This is a genomic window from Stenotrophomonas sp. 80084_Sma, assembly GCF_056481995.1.
On sequence record NZ_CM151177.1, the window covers coordinates 4341516 to 4358049 of the forward strand.

The window sequence follows — 16534 nt, forward strand, 5'->3', positions numbered from 1 at the left end:
CCTGGAGCGACACGGATGTCCACAGTTTCAATGAAATCGCTGGCCGCCCTCGCCCTCGCGGGCGCGGCCATGCTGGCCGGCTGCAAGCCTGCTGTCGAGCCCAGCGCGAGCCCGAAGGCAGATGCGCCTGCGATGGCCCCCGCCTCACCGGCGCAGCATGTCAGCCGCACCGCACGACTGCAGGCTTTCCTGGTCCAGCGCTACGGCAGCAACGCCACGCTCTCCGCTGAATGGCGCGGCAGCTGGACCGACGATGGCGATACCCATGCGGTGGACTGGCAGGTCTGCGCGGAACAACCGGTGGTGAGCGGGGACAGCTGGCAGCAGTTGTTGGCCGTGTGCGGTGCGCTGGTCGATGGCGCGCACATCGACCCGGGAACCATCGAGTTCTTTGTGCTGCGCCCCAAGGGCGATGGCTTCGAGGTGACCAGCGAACTGACCGGCGAGCGCTTCGGTAGCGGCGGCCAGCCCGGCACCGCCAGCATCATCCGCGCCGGCAGTGACTTCTATGGTTTCCGCGTCGAGGACGGCTGGTTCGGGCAGGGCTTCTCGCTGCTCTCGCAGTCGCTGATCCTGCCGGGCCCGAACGGCCTGGTGGCCAGTGGCAGCGTGCGCAGCCATATCGACAATGACGCCCAGTACGAGTGCGACACGGTCGACGCCAGTACCGACCCGGACACCGCCAATGACTGCCGCACCCGCCGCTTCAGCATCGATTTCGCCCTGCGTTTCGACGACAGCGACCGGAGCGCGCGGGTCTGGCCGCTGCTGATCGACGAAACCGGCACCACCTGCGGTGGCAAGCAGGTCCGGCAGCAACACCGCTTCACCCTGGACCCGAAGACCTGGGCCTATTCCTTCCCCGAATCGCTGCGACGCGAAGGCTGCGAGTGAACCACGCGCGCCGCCGGGGATATCGATCTTCCCTTCCCACGCAATCTGGAATCTCGTGATGAACGTACTTGTCATCGGCTCTGGCGGCCGCGAACACGCCCTGGCATGGAAGCTGGCCCAGTCCTCCCGTGTCACCGAAGTGATCGTGGCGCCCGGCAACGCCGGCACTGCCAGCGAAGACAAGTGCCGCAACGTGGCGGTCAAGGTCACCGATATCGACGGCCTGCTGGCGCTGGCACAGGCCGAAGGCGTGGCGCTGACCGTGGTCGGCCCGGAAGTACCGCTGGTGGCCGGTGTGGTCGACCGCTTCCGCGCTGCTGGCCTGCGTATCTTCGGGCCGACCGCCGCTGCCGCGCAGCTGGAAGGCAGCAAGGCCTACGCCAAGGACTTCCTGGCCCGCCACGACATCCCCACCGCGTTCTACGCCGTGCACACCGACGTGGACGCCGCCCTGGCCTACATCCGCGAGAAGGGCGCACCGATCGTGGTCAAGGCCGATGGCCTGGCCGCTGGCAAGGGCGTGATCGTGGCGATGACCCAGGTCGAAGCCGAAGACGCCGTGCGTGACATGCTCTCGGGCAACGCATTCGGCGATGCCGGTGCCCGCGTGGTGATCGAGGAATTCCTCGACGGCGAGGAAGCCAGCTTCATTTCGATGGTGGACGGCGTGCATGCACTGCCGATGGCCACCTCGCAGGACCACAAGCGCGTCGGCGACGGCGACACCGGCCCCAACACCGGCGGCATGGGCGCTTACTCGCCCGCTCCGGTGGTCACGCCGGAGGTGCACGCCCGCGTGATGCGCGAGGTGGTGAACCCGACCGTGCAGGGCATGATTGCCGACGGCATCCCGTTCACCGGTTTCCTCTACGCCGGCCTGATGATCGATGCCAGCGGTGCGCCGAAGGTGATCGAATTCAACGTGCGCTTCGGCGACCCGGAAACCCAGCCGGTGATGCTGCGCCTGCAGTCGGATCTGGTGGAACTGGTGGAAGCCGCCATCGATGGCCGGCTGGACCAGGTGGAAGCACACTGGGATGCGCGCCCGTCGCTGGGCGTGGTGCTGGCCGCGAAGCCCTACCCGGAAGCACCGATCACCGGTGACGTGATTTCCGGCCTGGACGAAGTGCCGGCCAGTGCCAAGGTGTTCCATGCCGGTACCGCATTGGATGCACAGGGCCAGGTCGTCAGTGCGGGTGGCCGCGTGCTGTGCGTGGCCGCACTGGGCGACAGCGTGCGCAATGCACAGACGAACGCCTATGCGGGCGTGGCCAAGGTGACGTGGGCCAACGAGTTCCACCGCAACGACATTGGCTGGCGCGCGATCGCACGCGAGGGGTGAGGCCGGCGCCGCTGCCACGCATGGCGTGGCCGTACGGGCGCCACACCGCCGGGGTAGATCCACGCCATGAGTGGATGAGCCCCACAAACGAGAAAGGCCCGGCGATGCCGGGCCTTTCTTCGTTCCAACGCCCTCCCGCTTACGCGGTGAACAGCGCCTTCATCTTCTTCAGCGCATTGGCTTCAACCTGGCGGATACGCTCGGCCGACACGCCGTACTCGTCGGCCAGTTCCTGCAGCGTCACCTTGCTGTCCGCATCCAGCCAGCGGCGGCGGATGATGTCGCGCGAGCGCGCATCCAGCTCGGCCAGGCCTTCGCGCAGCAGCTGCATCTGGTTGTCTTCGCTGTCGGCACGTTCGTAGGCCATCGACGGGTCTTCGTCGTTGGCAACCAGGTACGCAGCCGGCGACGGCGGCGCGTGTTCGTTGTCCTCGTCGGTCGGCGCATCGAAACCGATATCGCGACCGGACAGGCGCGACTCCATTTCCATGACCTCGCGCTCGGACACGTTCAGGTCCTTCGCCACCGCGCTGACCTCAGCCGCGTTCATCCAGCCCAGGCGCGTCTTCGACTTGCGCAGGTTGAAGAACAGCTTGCGCTGCGCCTTGGTGGTGGCGACCTTGACGATGCGCCAGTTCTTCAGGATGAACTCGTGCATCTCGGCACGGATCCAGTGCACCGCGAAGGAGACCAGGCGCACGCCCATCTCCGGGTCGAAGCGCTTGACCGCCTTCATCAGGCCGATGTTGCCTTCCTGGATCAGGTCGCCCAGCGCAAGGCCGTAGCCGTTGTAACCGCGGGCCACGTGCACTACGAAGCGCAGGTGCGAATGCACCAGCTCGCGGGCGGCGTCCAGATCGTTGCCGTCGCGGAAGCGACGGGCCAGGTCCTGTTCGTCATCGACCGACAGCACCGGGATCTGGTGCACGGCACCGATGTAGGCGTCCAGCGAACCGAGCGCACTGGGAATCGGGAGATTGTTTGCCACAAGGGCAGTAGAGGTGTTCTGGCTCATAGGCACCCATCTTAGCAGTCCGGGATTTGGACTGCTAAAGGAGGAAAAAGTTCCAGCATCCTATTGATGCAACACTGGTCCCAAACAGAGCCCTACCGTAGCGCGATTTGATGACAGTGGCGAGCACGCTTTTCGGGATTCACAATCCCTTGGAATTCAATCAATTACCTGCTGGAAACCGGCCGATTCCGGTCAAGCGGAGCTGAACGGGCCGTCCGCAGAGCCCATTCAGGCCCGGAAACGTTGCCCGGCGTTCAGCCCCGGTCACCCGCCGGCGGTCAGAGCGCCGAACGCGGCGGCAGCGACCAGTCGATCGGGGCCTGGCCGCGGCGCTGCAGGTACTCGTTGGCCATCGAGAAATGCTGGCAGCCCAGGAAGCCGCGGTGGGCCGACAGCGGCGACGGGTGCGGCGACTTCAGCACACGGTGGCGGCGGGTGTCGATGACCTTGCCCTTCTTCTGCGCGTACGCGCCCCAGAGCATGAACACCAGGCCGTCGCGTTCGCGGTTGAGCACATCCACCACGTGGTCGGTGAAACCTTCCCAGCCACGCCCTTGGTGGGCACCGGCCTGGCCCTCTTCCACCGTCAGCACGGCATTGAGCAGCAGCACACCGCGCTGCGCCCACGGGATCAGGCAGCCATGGTCCGGACGCGGGATACCGAGATCGCTCTCGATCTCCTTGTAGATGTTCAGCAGCGACGGCGGCACCGGCACTCCGGGCGCCACCGAGAAGCTCAGCCCATGCGCCTGACCGCGGCCGTGGTACGGGTCCTGGCCGAGGATCACCACCTTCACCTGCTCGAACGGCGTGGCATCGAACGCAGCGAAGATCTGCGGGCCGGGCGGGAACACCGCCGCACCGCTGGCCTTGCGCTGGCGCAGGAAGCTGGACAGCTCGCGCATCTGCGGCTTCATCAGGTAATCGCCGACATGCTGCTTCCAGCTCGGCTCGAGCTGGATCGTCGGGGTGCCGGCTACTTCATCAATCATCACGCCACTTCATCGAATCAGGGGTCCATCGTTCAACCGGGCCAGGCGCAGCTGGAACAGCACCTTGGTGACCAGCAGGCGCTCTTCGATCGGCTTGAGCACCAGGTCGTTGGCACCGGACTGCAGCAGCCCGGTCTGGTTGTGCGGGTTGCCATCGCCGGTCATCACCAGCACCGGCAGGCGACGCTTGCCGTAGCCGAAGTCCACGCGCACGCGCTGCACCACGTCGCGACCGCTCAGTTCGCCCTTCAGGGTGACGTCGGTCAGCACCAGGTCGATGCGGTGGCGACTGCGGCCCAGCGACTCGGCAGTGAGCAGGGTGAACGCCTCTTCGGCGCTGACCACGTGCAGCACGTTCAACTGCTGGCGTTCCAGCATGCGCTTGGTAGCCTCGGCGACCACGCGGCTGTCCTCGATGTAGAGGATGGTGGCGCCGGGAATGGTCTGCGGCTGCACGTAGCCGCGGATGAAGGTCGCCAGTGCCTCGTGGCCCAGCGCCTTGTCGAAATAGTCGGTGACGTACTCGGTGAAGCGGCGCTGCTCCAGATGCTGCTGGGCATCGCCGGAGACCACGATCACCGGCACATAGGCCTGGCCTGCGGCTTCGCGGACCATCCGCGCCAGTGCCAGGCCGTCGCCATCACGCAGGGTCAGCGAGGTGGTCACCAGATCCACCGGGCCCTGCGCCAGCGCCAGCTGCGCATCCTCGATGCTGTCGCAGCCGATCACTTCCACGCCCGGCAGGTCGCGCTGCAGGACGTCGGCGATCAGTTTGCGGACCAGCTTTGACCCATCGACCACCATCACCCGCGTCGCGGGCCCTTCAAGGTGCTTCAGCGCTTGCGGTTGCATGCCGGTCTCAGGTATCGGTCGGGCGGGTCTGGCGAAGGAAATGGCCGGTCACCAGCCACGCGCCCAGCCAGCCCAGCAGCAGTGTGCCGAGCAGGACCAGGCTGCCATGCAGCAGGTCCAGGCCGTGCAGCACGAACGGGCTGCCGTAGCTGCGCGAGAGTTCGGCCAGCGGCACGCGCAAGGCAGCGCCGGCCGCAGCAATCAGGGCCAGCGCCACTGCGCCGGCACCCAGGCCATACCACGCGCCCAGGTACAGGAACGGGCGGCGGATGAAGCCATCGCTGGCGCCGAGCAGCTGCAGCACGCCGATCTCTTCGCGGCGGGCCTGGATGTCCAGGCGCACGGTGTTGCCGACCACCAGCGCGGCGCCCACGCCGAGCAGCACCGACAGCACCTGCACCAGCCGCGCACCGAACGCGAGCCAGGCATCCAGGCGCTGGCGCCACAGCGCATCGTGCTGCACCAGGTCGGCCTCGGGCAGGCTTTCCAGCGCGCGCGCCAGGCGTGCGTCGTCCTTGCCCTGGCCCGGAGTGATCACCAGCAGCGAGGGCAGCGGGTTGTCATTGAGTGCATCGATCGCCTCGCCGAGGCCGGCATCGCGCAGTTCCTGCAGGCCCTGCTCGGGCGTGCGCACGTTCACTTCGGCCACGTCATCGCGATCGCGCAGCTGGCCGGCCAGGCGCAGCGCGCCGGGACCATCGACGTTGCCCTTCAGGAACACGTTGATGTCGCGCGACTGCTGCACGCTGCCGGCGAACTGCTTGAGGTTGTCCAGCGCGATCGACAGGCCCAGCGGCAGGGCCAGCGCCAGCGCCATGACCATCACCGTCAGCAGGGTCGCCCACGGCTTGCGGCAGGCGCGGCCGAGGCTGAACACCACGCTGTGCACGTGGTGCTGGAACCAGACGCCCACACGCGACGGGGCGGCGGCTTCGCTGTTTTCGTTCTTCGCCATCGATTACTCCGCCAGGTCCTGCGGCGAGATGTCATCCACCAGCCGGCCGTGGTCAAGGATCAGCACGCGCTTGCGCATGCGGCGCAGCAGCGGCAGGTCGTGACTGACCACCAGCACGCTGGTGCCGCGCGCGGGCAGCTCGGCGAACAGGGCCATGATCTCCGCCGCCAGGGTCGGGTCGAGGTTGCCGGTCGGCTCATCGGCCACCAGCAGCTTGGGCTCACCGACAATGGCGCGGGCGATGCCGACGCGCTGCTGCTCACCGGCCGACAGCTGCGAGGGCAGCGCCTTCTCGCGATGGCCCAGGCCCATCCGCTCGAGCACCGAGCGCACGCGCTTGTTGATGTCGCTACGGCGGGTGCCGCGCAGGATCAGCGGCAGCGCCACGTTCTCGGCAATAGAGCGGTCCATCAGCAGGCGGTGGTCCTGGTAGACCGCGCCGACCGCGCGTCGATGGCGGGGCACGTCGCCACCGCGCACCTTCAGCAGGTTGCGCTCGTCGAACACCACCGCGCCGCGGCTGGGCCGCTCGTCCAGGTGGATCAACTTGAGCAGGGTGCTCTTGCCCGCACCGGAATGGCCGGTGACGAACAGCATCTCGCCCGGCGCGACCTCGAAGCTGACATCGGTCAGCGCCTCGTGGCCACCGGCGTACTGTTTGCTGACATTGTCGAAGCGCAGGACACTCATGCCCCGATTATGCAGGACCGGCGCGACGTCGTGGAGACGGTCATATGATCGGTAGTGCCGGCCGCTGGCCGGCAGCGGTGTGGGTTGCCGGCCAGGGTGGGTGCCGACCGTTGGTCGGCACACCGGTCAAGGTCACCCGACCAACGGTCGGGTGCTACCCGCTGATCGGCAGCGCCGATCAGCTGCCCGACAGCATCCGGCGGATCTTGCGGCCGATGCGGGTCAGGAACGAATCGCCGGTATCAGCAGCCGTGCGCACCGGCTTGGCCACCACCTGCACCGGGGTGACCGGGCTGGCGCCATTGCCGGCGGCGTTCTGCACACCCTCGGCACCTTCGACCGGACGGCCGTGGCGACGACGACGGCGCTTGCGCGGCTTGTGCTCACCGTCCACCGCACCTTCCGGTGCGCCTTCAGCACGCGGCGGGCGCGGCGGACGCGGGGCCTGCGCGGCAGCGCCTTCGGCACCGGCGGCCGGGGCGGCAGCGCCCTGCTCGCCTTCCACGCGCGGCTTGCGCGGGCCACGCGAACGGCGCTCGCCGCTGCGCTCACCGTCGCGGCCACCGCGGCCACCACCACTGCCGGAACGGCCGCCACTGCGGCCACCGCCACGGCGCTCTTCCTCGGCAGCGCGGGCTTCGCGCGCTTCGCGGAAGATCTGGCCGACGCTTTCGTTGTCCTCGCCTTCCTCGCCCGCAGCCGGGGCCGGGCGTTCCGGGCGCGGCAGCGGGGTCAGCAGTTCCTTGGTGACCGGCTCGGACGGAATCTTCTGCTCGATGTAGGCCTCGATGTCCGGCAGGCCCATCGCATAGCGTTCGCAGGCGAAGCTGATCGCATCGCCCTCTTCGCCCAGGCGCGCGGTACGGCCGATGCGGTGCACGTAGTCTTCGGCGTCGAACGGCAGGTCGTAGTTGTAGACGTACTTGATGCCATCGATGTGCAGGCCACGCGCGGCCACGTCGGTGGCCACCAGGATTTCCAGCTGGCCCTTCTGGAAGCGGTTGAGCAGGCTCTCACGCTTCTTCTGCGGCACGTCGCCGGACAGCACGCCGACGCGGTAGCCGGCCTTTTCCAGCGAACGGGCGACGCGTTCGACGAACACCTTGGTGTTGACGAAGACCATGGTGCGCGCGCCTTCGCTGCGCGACAGCAGGCCCAGCAGCAGCGGGATCTTCTCGTCGTCCGCCGGGAAGTAGATGCGCTGGCGCACGCGCGCGGCGGTGATGGTCTCAGCTTCAACCACCAGCTTCTGCGGTTCGTTCATGTGCTCGTAGGCCAGCTCCAGCACGCGGTGGCTGAGGGTGGCACTGAACAGCAGGGTCTGGCGGGTGGTGCGCTCGGGCATGCGGCGCAGCAGGAAGCGGATGTCCTTGATGAAGCCCAGGTCGAACATGCGGTCGGCTTCGTCCAGCACGCAGATCTCGCAGGCGTGCAGCGAGACCACCTTGTGCTGCTTCACGTAGTCGATCAGGCGGCCCGGGGTGGCGATGATCACGTCCACGCCCTGCTGCAGCAGTTCGCGCTGCTTGTCGTAATCCACGCCGCCGTAGACCAGGGCGAAACGCAGGCCCAGGTCGGAACCGAACTTCACTGCATCCTTGTGGATCTGGATGGCCAGTTCGCGGGTCGGGGCGAGGATCAGCGCGCGCGGATCCTCCGGCTTGCGGTCGGCCAGGGCCGGACGCGTCAGCAGGCGGTTCACGACAGCGACCAGGAAGGCCAGGGTCTTGCCGGTGCCGGTCTGGGCCTGGCCGGCAACATCACCACCGGGCAGCGCGACCGGCAGGGTCAGCGCCTGGATCGGGGTGCAGCGGGTGAATCCGGCTCCTTCAAGGCCGGCCTGCAGGGCCGGATGCAGCTCGAAGGAGGAGAAGGTCAAATCGGTCAGCGGTTTGTCGCTCATGAGTCCGTCTTGGTATGGCCGCCGGCCCGTGGGGCGGCTGGCACTTCATCGTCTAGGGGCACCGTCGCAAACTGCGGCCCCTGCGGCGGGTTGGCAGGCTGGGACCACCCGGTCCGCGCGCCGCACAATGCCCCAGTTTAACGCACTCGGGCCGGCAAACCGGAATGAGCTGTCTCATAAAGTCAAGAGACGGCACCCTTCACCCAGCCACACCGGACTTGAACGGCCCTGCCAGGGCCGCTGGTGTCGCCCGCTGCCAGCCCCATGTACAGGAAGACAGTGAAATCCGACACATACCAGGCATCGAAGCGATCACGATACGCTGGGTTCCAGCCGGCGCCTGTCCCCACCCTGCGATAGGGGTACACTGCCGGCCGTGAGCGTCCAGGCATCCCGCCGAACGCACCGCGGCAGTGCGCCGCGAGGCAACGACGAGGGTCGCGCCACCGGGCATGGCCCAGTTCACCCACCTCCGGCATGGCCGGGTGCAATCCAAGACGAGAAACCAAGATGAGCGACAAGGTTGTACATGTCGGCGACGCCGACTTTGATAGCGCAGTGCTGAATTCCAAGGAACCGGTGCTGGTCGATTTCTGGGCCGAGTGGTGTGGCCCGTGCAAGATGATCGCCCCGGCGCTGGACGAACTGGCCGATGCCTACCAGGGCCGCGCCAAGATCGCCAAGGTCAACGTCGACCACAACCGTGCGCTGGCCGCCAAGTACCACGTGCGTTCGATTCCGTACCTGGTCGTGTTCAAGGACGGCGAGAAGGTCGGCGAGCAGATCGGTGCGGTGGGCAAGGCCCAGCTGGCTGGCCTGCTGGACAAGGCCCTGGCCTGATCCTGCTGTTCTCCGGCAGCCGCCGACCGCGGCTGCCGGCGGGCGCCCCGCGCCCATGATGAATGCTGTTCCCGGCGACCCTTGCGTGGCGCCGCAGGCCGATGATAGTGTCGGCATATCCGGCCGCGTTCGCGTGCCGCACCCTCTGGACGCAGTTTCTTCCAGACCCATTCCCAACGTTCGCCGCCCCAGCCGGGCGCTCGCACCTTCAAGCGAGGAATAACGCTCTTGTCCGATAACACTTCCGAAACCGGCAGCGCCGATGCGCCCGCCGAAAAGCGCGTGCGCAAGCCCCGCGTGAGCAAGGCCGCCGCTCCGGCAGCCGCCGAAACCAGCGCCGCGCCGGCGCAGCCGACCCTGCCGCTGGCCGCCGCGCCCGAGGCACCGGCTGCTGCCCCTGCACCGAGCGCGCCCGCCGCCGAGGCCCCTGCCAGCAGTGGCGGTGGCGAAGGCGGTGAGGGTCGCGAATCCGGCCAGCCGCGCCAGCAGAACCACCAGGGGGGCGGCCAGAACCAGGGCCAGAACCCGTACAACCAGAACGGCCAGCAGGGCCAGGGGCAAGGTCAGGGCAACCGCCGTGACCGCTTCCGCAACCGCCGCGACCGTGACCGCAACAACCGCTTCCGCGACGATGGCCTGCCCAACGACGGCGGCGAGCAGCAGCCGTTCGTGCCGCGCCCGCACGCCAACGTACCCGAGGGCTTCCCGGTCTACTCGCTGAGCGACCTCAAGCGCATGCCGGCACAGAAGCTGCTGGAAATCGCCGAGCAGCTGCAGATCTCCGAAGGCGTGGCCCGTGCCCGCAAGCAGGATGTGATCTTCGCCCTGCTGAAGGTGCTGACCCGCCACGGTGACGGCGTTGCCGCCGATGGCGTGCTGGAAATCCTGCCGGACGGCTTCGGCTTCCTGCGGGCGGCTGAAGCCAGCTACCTGGCCGGCCCGGACGACACCTACATCTCGCCCAGCCAGATCCGCCGCTTCAACCTGCGCACCGGCGACCACATCTCCGGCCGCATCCGCTTCCCGAAGGACGGCGAGCGCTACTTCGCGCTGAACATCGTCGACACCATCAACGGCGAGCCGATCGAAGCGTCGAAGAACAAGGTGCTGTTCGAGAACCTGACCGCACTGTTCCCGCGCCGCCGCTTCACCCTGGAGCGCGGCAACGGTTCGTCGGAAGACATCACCGGCCGCATCCTCGACCTGATGGCCCCGCAGGGCAAGGGCCAGCGCTCGCTCATCGTGTCGCAGCCGAAGGCCGGCAAGACCATGATGATGCAGCAGGTCGCCACCGCCATCACCACCAACCATCCGGACGTGCACCTGATCGTGCTGCTGATCGACGAGCGCCCGGAAGAAGTGACCGAGATGCAGCGCACCGTGCGCGGCGAGGTCATCAGCTCGACCTTCGACGAGCCGGCCGCGCGCCACGTGCAGGTGGCCGAAATGGTCATCGAGCGCGCCAAGCGCCTGGTCGAGCACAAGAAGGACGTGGTGATCCTGCTCGACTCGATCACCCGCCTCGCCCGCGCCTACAACAACGTGGTGCCGAGCTCGGGCAAGGTGCTGACCGGTGGTGTGGACGCCAACGCCCTGCACCGCCCGAAGCGCTTCTTCGGTGCCGCGCGCAACGTGGAAGAAGGCGGCAGCCTGACCATCATCGCCACCGCGCTGGTCGACACCGGCTCGAAGATGGACGAGGTGATCTACGAAGAGTTCAAGGGCACCGGCAACAGCGAAGTGCACCTGAGCCGCCGTATCGCTGAAAAGCGCGTGTTCCCGGCCATCGACATCAACCGTTCCGGCACCCGCCGCGAAGACCTGCTGATCGAACCGGAGCTGCTGCAGAAGATCTGGATCCTGCGCAAGCTGCTGCATCCGATGGATGAAATGGCCGCGATGGAGTTCCTGCTGGACAAGATGAAGAACACCAAGTCCAACGACGAGTTCTTCGGTTCGATGAAGCGCTGATCCCTGGCGCTGCATCAGAAGAAACCTGCCGCTCGCTGCGGCAGGTTTTTTTTTGCCTGCAGGGCGACGCACTTCACTTCGCTGGCGCCCGCTTTTGGCGATAATCCGCGCGATACCCTGCCCGGCCCCGTGGGCCCGGCCACCGATTCCCGCTGTCGCCCCTTCCGGAGAACCGGTCGGGTCCAGCCTCCTGCCGGATCCGTCGACGCATGCGAACGCTGTCTCCCCGCCTCAACCTGGGCAAGCTGATCCTCGCCCTGGCCCTGCTCAGCGCCATCATCGCGCTGGCCAACACCCTGCTGGCCAGCTACCGGGTGCAGCGCGACCAGCTGGTCGGCAATACCCTGGAAGCCAACCGCGTCTACGCCACCAAGCTGGCCGAGACCACCCAGAACTTCCTGCTGGCCGCGCAGCAGCAGCTGGCCTATGCCGCGACCCGCCTGGGCGAGGACGACCTTGATCCGAAGCAGGCCCAGGATGAAGCCAGCCGCCTGCAGCTGCAGTCCAGCAGCTTCAACTCCTCGCTGGTGGTGGATGCCGACGGCCTGGTGATCGCCACCTCGCCGCAGACCCTGCAGCTGCAGGGTGAGGTGCTGCACAGTGTCGGCAACAACGCGGCACTGGCGGCGCGCCAGCCGATGATCAGCGATCCCTATCAATCGGCCACCGGCAAGCTGCTGGTGTCGCTGTCGCACCCGATCTTCGACCGCGAGGGCCGCTATCGCGGCTATGTCAGCGGCACCCTGTACCTGCGCCAGCGCAGTGCACTGCACACGCTGCTGGGCAAGCACTACTACCGCGACGGTTCCTACCTGTACGTGGTGGACCGCAATGGCCGCCTGCTGTACCACGCCGATAGCAAGCGGGTGGGTGACTACGTGGTCGGCAACCCGGCGGTGAAGGCCGTGGTGCGCGGAGAACGGGGCGCACAGCAGGTACGCAACAACCGCGGCGTGTCGATGCTGGCCGGCTATGCACCGGTGGCGGCCACCGGCTGGGGCATCATCGCGCAGCGCCCGACCGAGGCCACCCTGCAGCCGCTGTCGCGGTTGATGACCGCAGTGATCTGGAATGCAATTCCACTCGGCCTGCTGTCGCTGCTGGTCACCTGGTGGTTCGCGCGCCGCATTTCGATGCCGCTGTGGCAACTGGCGCGCAACGTGCAGGGCGGCGAGGACACCGGCAACGCGATCAACCACGTCAGCGGCATCCGCGCCTGGTACTTCGAGGTCGCCCAGCTCAAACAGGCGGTGCTGCACAGCTTCAATGCGCTGCAGGATCGTATCGGCACGCTCAACCGTGCCAGCCGCACCGACCCGCTGACCGGCCTGCTCAACCGCCGCGGGCTGCAACAGGCGCTGGATGCGCTGCAGGTGCAGGGCATTCCGTTCGCGATCCTGGCGCTGGACATCGATCGCTTCAAGTCGATCAACGACAGTTACGGGCATGACGTCGGCGACAACGCCATCGTCCACATCGCCGACCAGATGCGCCGCTACTCGCGCGACAGCGACATCCTCTGCCGCGCCGGCGGCGAGGAGTTCCTGCTGCTGCTGCCGGGCATCAGTACTGAATCGGCCCGCCAGGCCGGTGAACGCCTGCGCCAGCACATCGCCGACCATCCGTTCGAACCGGTCGGCACCATCACCGTATCGCTGGGCGTGGCCCACTTCCCCAGCTTCCACGTCGACGCCGAGCAGGCATTGCGGCTGGCCGACAAGGCCCTGTACATGGCCAAGGAACAGGGCCGCAACCGGGTGGTGGTCTACCCGTACGCGGACTGACGCGGAGCCGGGCTGCCCGGCTCCGCAGCGGGTCTCAGCCCTGCGCCAGCGGGGTCAGCAGGCGCAGGCCGCGCTTGGCGCCGTCCACCATGTAGACGCCGCCTTCCGGCAGCAGATCGCTGCCGACCTGCTCGACCGGGTCCGCCTCGCGCCACGGGACGGTCTGCCGCGGCCCCGGAATGAAGGCGCGCCAGCGGCCATAGCGTTCCGCCACTGCATTGGGATCATTGTTCAGGGCGAAGTTCACCGGGATGCGAACCGTCCAGCTGTCCCGGGTGCTGTCCTCGCCGGTGGTCGGCGGCTTGAAGGTCCACGTGCGGGCGGTGCTGACACTGGCTCTGGCCAGGATGTCGCGCATCTTCGCCAGGGTCCGCTCAGGTGCGACCACGGCCATGTTCACCTGCTCGGCGGCCACATCGGCCACCGTTCCGTCACGGGCCACCTTGACCAACAGCAGCACCTCACCCTGGCCACCGTTACGGTAGGCCGCTTCCGGGTAGCGCGGCGGCGTCATGTGCAGCTGGGTCACCGAATCGGTGGCCTTCGGATCGTACTCGCTGAAGTCGACACTGGTCATGCTGATTTCATAACCGCCATCGGCCGCAGCCTTGCCGCGCAGGCGAACGCGCAAAGGGGCCCGCGTGGCCACTGCCTGGCCATCGCGCAGCGTGGGCTCGAAGCGCCAGCCACCGATGGTGCCTTCCACGAAGGAGGCGATGCTCGGGGCCACCATGGCTTTCTGGTCCAGCACCAGCGAGCGGACCGCGCCCTCCGGCGTGACCTCGATATGACCGGACAGCACCATGCTCATTTCCGCAGTCGCACGTACAGCACGTGCGGTCTGCGCAGTGGCATCGCCTGCAAGCAGGGGGGCGCCGGCACCTACGGCCAACGCGAGGGCGAGAAACAGTGGGGAACGCATCATTGCCGGATCCTTGGTGATGAACGGCGAGCCTATCCCAGTCCCAGCCGCCATGACAGCCGGTTCACGCCAGCCGGTGTGCGCCCGCGTAGGGTGGCGTGTCCGGATAATCACCCCGGGCGAAGCGTTCCTGCAGGCCCTGCCACCAGCCCGGGTCGAACAGGTGCCGGTAGTGCTCGCGCACGGCTGCCAGCTCCGGAGCAGGCAGGCCCATGAACGGACCGAAGCGCTCGGGAAACACGTCGCGCGGGCCGACATGGAACCACGGCTCGTCGGCCATCGCTTCCTCTGGCGTGCGTGGCTGCGGCCAGGCGCGGAACACGCAGTCGCTGACCAGGCACAGCTCGTCATAGTCATAGAACACGGCCCGGCCGTGCCGTGACACACCGAAGTTCTTCGGCAGCATGTCGCCGGGGAAGATGTTGTTGCGCGCCATGTCGGTGATGGCCTGCGCGTAGTCGAGCACCGCCGCGCGCACCGCCTCGCCGGACTGCTCGCGCAGGTACAGGTTCAAAGGACGGAAACGACGTTGCACATAGCACAGTGCGACTTCGACCTCGTCGCCATCGACACGTACGCTCTGCGCGCACTGCTGCAGCAGCTCTTCCAGCAGGGCCGGCGCGAAGCGCTCGCGCGGGAAACGCAGGTGGCGATAAGGCTGCGCATCAAGCAGGCGGCCGACACGATCGAGATTGAACACCAGCGCGTACTTCTCTTCCACCTGCTGCCGCGACATTGCCTTGGGCCAGGCGAAACGGTCACGGATCAGCTTGAACACCAATGGATAACTGGGCAGGGTGAACACCGCCATGACCATGCCCGGCGTGCCTTCGGCATGCACCAGCCGTTCCTGCGGATGCTCGTTGAAGTGTCGGAAGAAGGTTCGGTAGCGCTCGGTCTTGCCCTGCTTGGCACGTCCCAGCACCGTGTAGATCTCGTCGATCGGCTTGCCCGGCAGCAGGCTGCGCAGGAACACCACCGCGTCGCCCACGGTGCCCAGGTCAGCCTGGAAGTAGCTGCGCGACACGCCAAACAGATGGGCGACATCACGGCGCCGGGTCAGCACCGCATCGGCACGCAGGCCGCGCGCATCGTTGACCAGGGCAATCACGCATGGCGAAAAGCGATGCTCGCCGAACACGCGGCCAACCAGGTAAGCGCGGCGCTCGCGGTAGAACACCGTGTCGAGCAGTTCGATGCTGCGTACCGGCGTGTCCCCCCAATGGGCGAGGTCGTCCTGCAGGCGCACGGCGATGGCCGCCGCACAGCGCAGCTGGTGCGCATAGGGGATGTCGAAACGGTAGTCGGCCAGTACGCGTTGCAGGGCCTCCACCGGCCGCGTCGGCGAGACCGCGTAGGTATGCCGCGCGACCGGATGGGTGATTGCATCGGAGGGCTCGACGTCGAAAGCAATGAATTCCAGCGCCGGGTCCACGCCGCGGGTAGCGAACAGGCGCCGCGACAGCGTGTTGTAGAAGGTCTTGTACAGCTCGGCGTCGATCAGGCCCTGCAGCAGCCCGCTGTACTGCGCGTGCACCTGCAGCCACAGCGCACGCTCGCCGATCGCGTCACCGGCGAGGCGGCGCAACGCATCCATCTGCTCGGCGATGCACAGGTCGTACAGGGCGATGCGCTCGACCGCATCCTGTCGCGCACCCGCCCAATCGCGCTGCTCGAAGCGCTGCCGCGCCCGCGCGGTGATCGCCGCGAAGCGGGCATGGTACTGCTCGAAACCATCGCGGATGGCACCGGCGATACGCGGCGCCAGCTCGGCAACGATGTCAGGCGTGGACATGCAGGGCTCATCCGGGAGGACCGGCTTCACCATACGCTGGCGTGGGGTGGCTTGTGTAGAGTCGAGCCATGCTCGACTGCTTTTGGCCGAAGTCGAGCACGGCTCGACTCTACAGAAGGCAGGGGCAGAAGCAGTCGAGCAAGCTCGACTCTACAACGCGCCGGCGGATCAGATCGCCAGTTCGGCCTCTACGTCCTGCACCTTGCGCCGCGCCAGCGCCAGGTTGGATTTGGTCCGGTCCAGCACGATGTAGAAGAACAGGCCCTTCTTCTTCGCCACCGGGCGCATGATGTGGTACGCCTTGCCCAGCGAGATCAGGATGTCCTCGATGCTGTCGTTGAGGTTCAGCGACGCGGCGGTCTTCATCTTGGCGCGGATCACTTCAGTGTTACCGGCGGCGGCCACTTCCATGTCCATGCCGGCACCGGCTTCGCCCAGCAGCATGCCGCTTTCGTAGTCGACCAGCGCCACTGCCTGCGCGCCGTCGATGCCCATCAGTGCGTTCAACGATTCATTCAATCCAGCCACGTCGCACCCCTTGTCGATGTTGGTTCGAGCCCCTCGTTCCCCTGCGGCCGG

General features: G+C 67.2%; 14 protein-coding genes. 5 read left to right on the forward strand and 9 right to left on the reverse strand.

Going from position 1 to position 16534, the window contains the following annotated elements; translation table 11 throughout:
• Nucleotides 1–15: 15 nt before the first annotated feature.
• Entirely contained in the window at nucleotides 16–894 is an 879-nt protein-coding gene (locus ACZK3W_RS19975) for a hypothetical protein (RefSeq protein WP_071229356.1), read from the forward strand.
• A gap of 58 nt (nucleotides 895–952) precedes the next feature.
• Complete coding sequence (gene purD / locus ACZK3W_RS19980; protein WP_478450229.1) at nucleotides 953–2236, forward strand: phosphoribosylamine--glycine ligase; 1284 nt, start codon at nucleotides 953–955, stop codon at nucleotides 2234–2236.
• Nucleotides 2237–2375: 139 nt separating this feature from the next.
• Here the strand turns inward: purD and rpoH are convergent, their stop codons facing one another.
• The 6 genes from rpoH to rhlB form a co-directional block, all read right to left on the reverse strand.
• The gene (gene rpoH, locus ACZK3W_RS19985; RefSeq protein WP_006397457.1) at nucleotides 2376–3251 is read right to left on the reverse strand and encodes an RNA polymerase sigma factor RpoH; all 876 of its coding nucleotides are present in this window, start codon (nucleotides 3249–3251) and stop codon (nucleotides 2376–2378) included.
• 278 nt (nucleotides 3252–3529) lie between these two features.
• The gene (gene ung, locus ACZK3W_RS19990) at nucleotides 3530–4243 is read right to left on the reverse strand and encodes a uracil-DNA glycosylase (RefSeq protein ID WP_478450230.1); all 714 of its coding nucleotides are present in this window, start codon (nucleotides 4241–4243) and stop codon (nucleotides 3530–3532) included.
• Nucleotides 4244–4252: 9 nt separating this feature from the next.
• Nucleotides 4253–5095: a response regulator gene (locus tag ACZK3W_RS19995; protein WP_032129540.1), complete on the reverse strand. Its 843-nt coding sequence runs from the start codon at nucleotides 5093–5095 to the stop codon at nucleotides 4253–4255.
• Between the two features lie 7 nt (nucleotides 5096–5102).
• Nucleotides 5103–6050 (reverse strand): permease-like cell division protein FtsX, encoded by a 948-nt coding sequence (gene ftsX / locus ACZK3W_RS20000; RefSeq protein ID WP_010481047.1) that lies wholly within the window; start codon nucleotides 6048–6050, stop codon nucleotides 5103–5105.
• 3 nt (nucleotides 6051–6053) lie between these two features.
• The gene (gene ftsE / locus ACZK3W_RS20005) at nucleotides 6054–6740 is read right to left on the reverse strand and encodes a cell division ATP-binding protein FtsE (RefSeq protein ID WP_032129538.1); all 687 of its coding nucleotides are present in this window, start codon (nucleotides 6738–6740) and stop codon (nucleotides 6054–6056) included.
• A gap of 178 nt (nucleotides 6741–6918) precedes the next feature.
• Nucleotides 6919–8643, reverse strand: a complete 1725-nt coding sequence (gene rhlB, locus ACZK3W_RS20010; protein WP_032129537.1) for an ATP-dependent RNA helicase RhlB — start codon at nucleotides 8641–8643, stop codon at nucleotides 6919–6921.
• Between the two features lie 510 nt (nucleotides 8644–9153).
• On the opposite strand from rhlB, the gene trxA reads away from it, so the two are divergent.
• From trxA to ACZK3W_RS20025, 3 genes are all read left to right on the forward strand, one after another.
• A complete protein-coding gene (gene trxA / locus ACZK3W_RS20015; protein ID WP_005411275.1) occupies nucleotides 9154–9483 on the forward strand; it encodes a thioredoxin in 330 nt (109 codons plus the stop codon).
• 228 nt (nucleotides 9484–9711) lie between these two features.
• Nucleotides 9712–11454 (forward strand): transcription termination factor Rho, encoded by a 1743-nt coding sequence (gene rho, locus ACZK3W_RS20020; protein ID WP_029379723.1) that lies wholly within the window; start codon nucleotides 9712–9714, stop codon nucleotides 11452–11454.
• Between the two features lie 209 nt (nucleotides 11455–11663).
• Nucleotides 11664–13238, forward strand: coding sequence for a sensor domain-containing diguanylate cyclase (locus ACZK3W_RS20025; RefSeq protein ID WP_125895641.1), 1575 nt, complete (start codon nucleotides 11664–11666; stop codon nucleotides 13236–13238).
• Between the two features lie 34 nt (nucleotides 13239–13272).
• Here ACZK3W_RS20025 and ACZK3W_RS20030 read toward each other — a convergent pair whose 3' ends face one another.
• The 3 genes from ACZK3W_RS20030 to ACZK3W_RS20040 form a co-directional block, all read right to left on the reverse strand.
• Complete coding sequence (locus ACZK3W_RS20030; RefSeq protein ID WP_032130286.1) at nucleotides 13273–14163, reverse strand: energy transducer TonB; 891 nt, start codon at nucleotides 14161–14163, stop codon at nucleotides 13273–13275.
• A gap of 61 nt (nucleotides 14164–14224) precedes the next feature.
• A complete protein-coding gene (gene aceK / locus ACZK3W_RS20035; protein ID WP_180838254.1) occupies nucleotides 14225–15955 on the reverse strand; it encodes a bifunctional isocitrate dehydrogenase kinase/phosphatase in 1731 nt (576 codons plus the stop codon).
• A 168-nt stretch (nucleotides 15956–16123) separates the two neighbouring features.
• Nucleotides 16124–16483: a hypothetical protein gene (locus ACZK3W_RS20040; protein WP_005419760.1), complete on the reverse strand. Its 360-nt coding sequence runs from the start codon at nucleotides 16481–16483 to the stop codon at nucleotides 16124–16126.
• Between the last annotated feature and the right edge of the window lie 51 nt (nucleotides 16484–16534).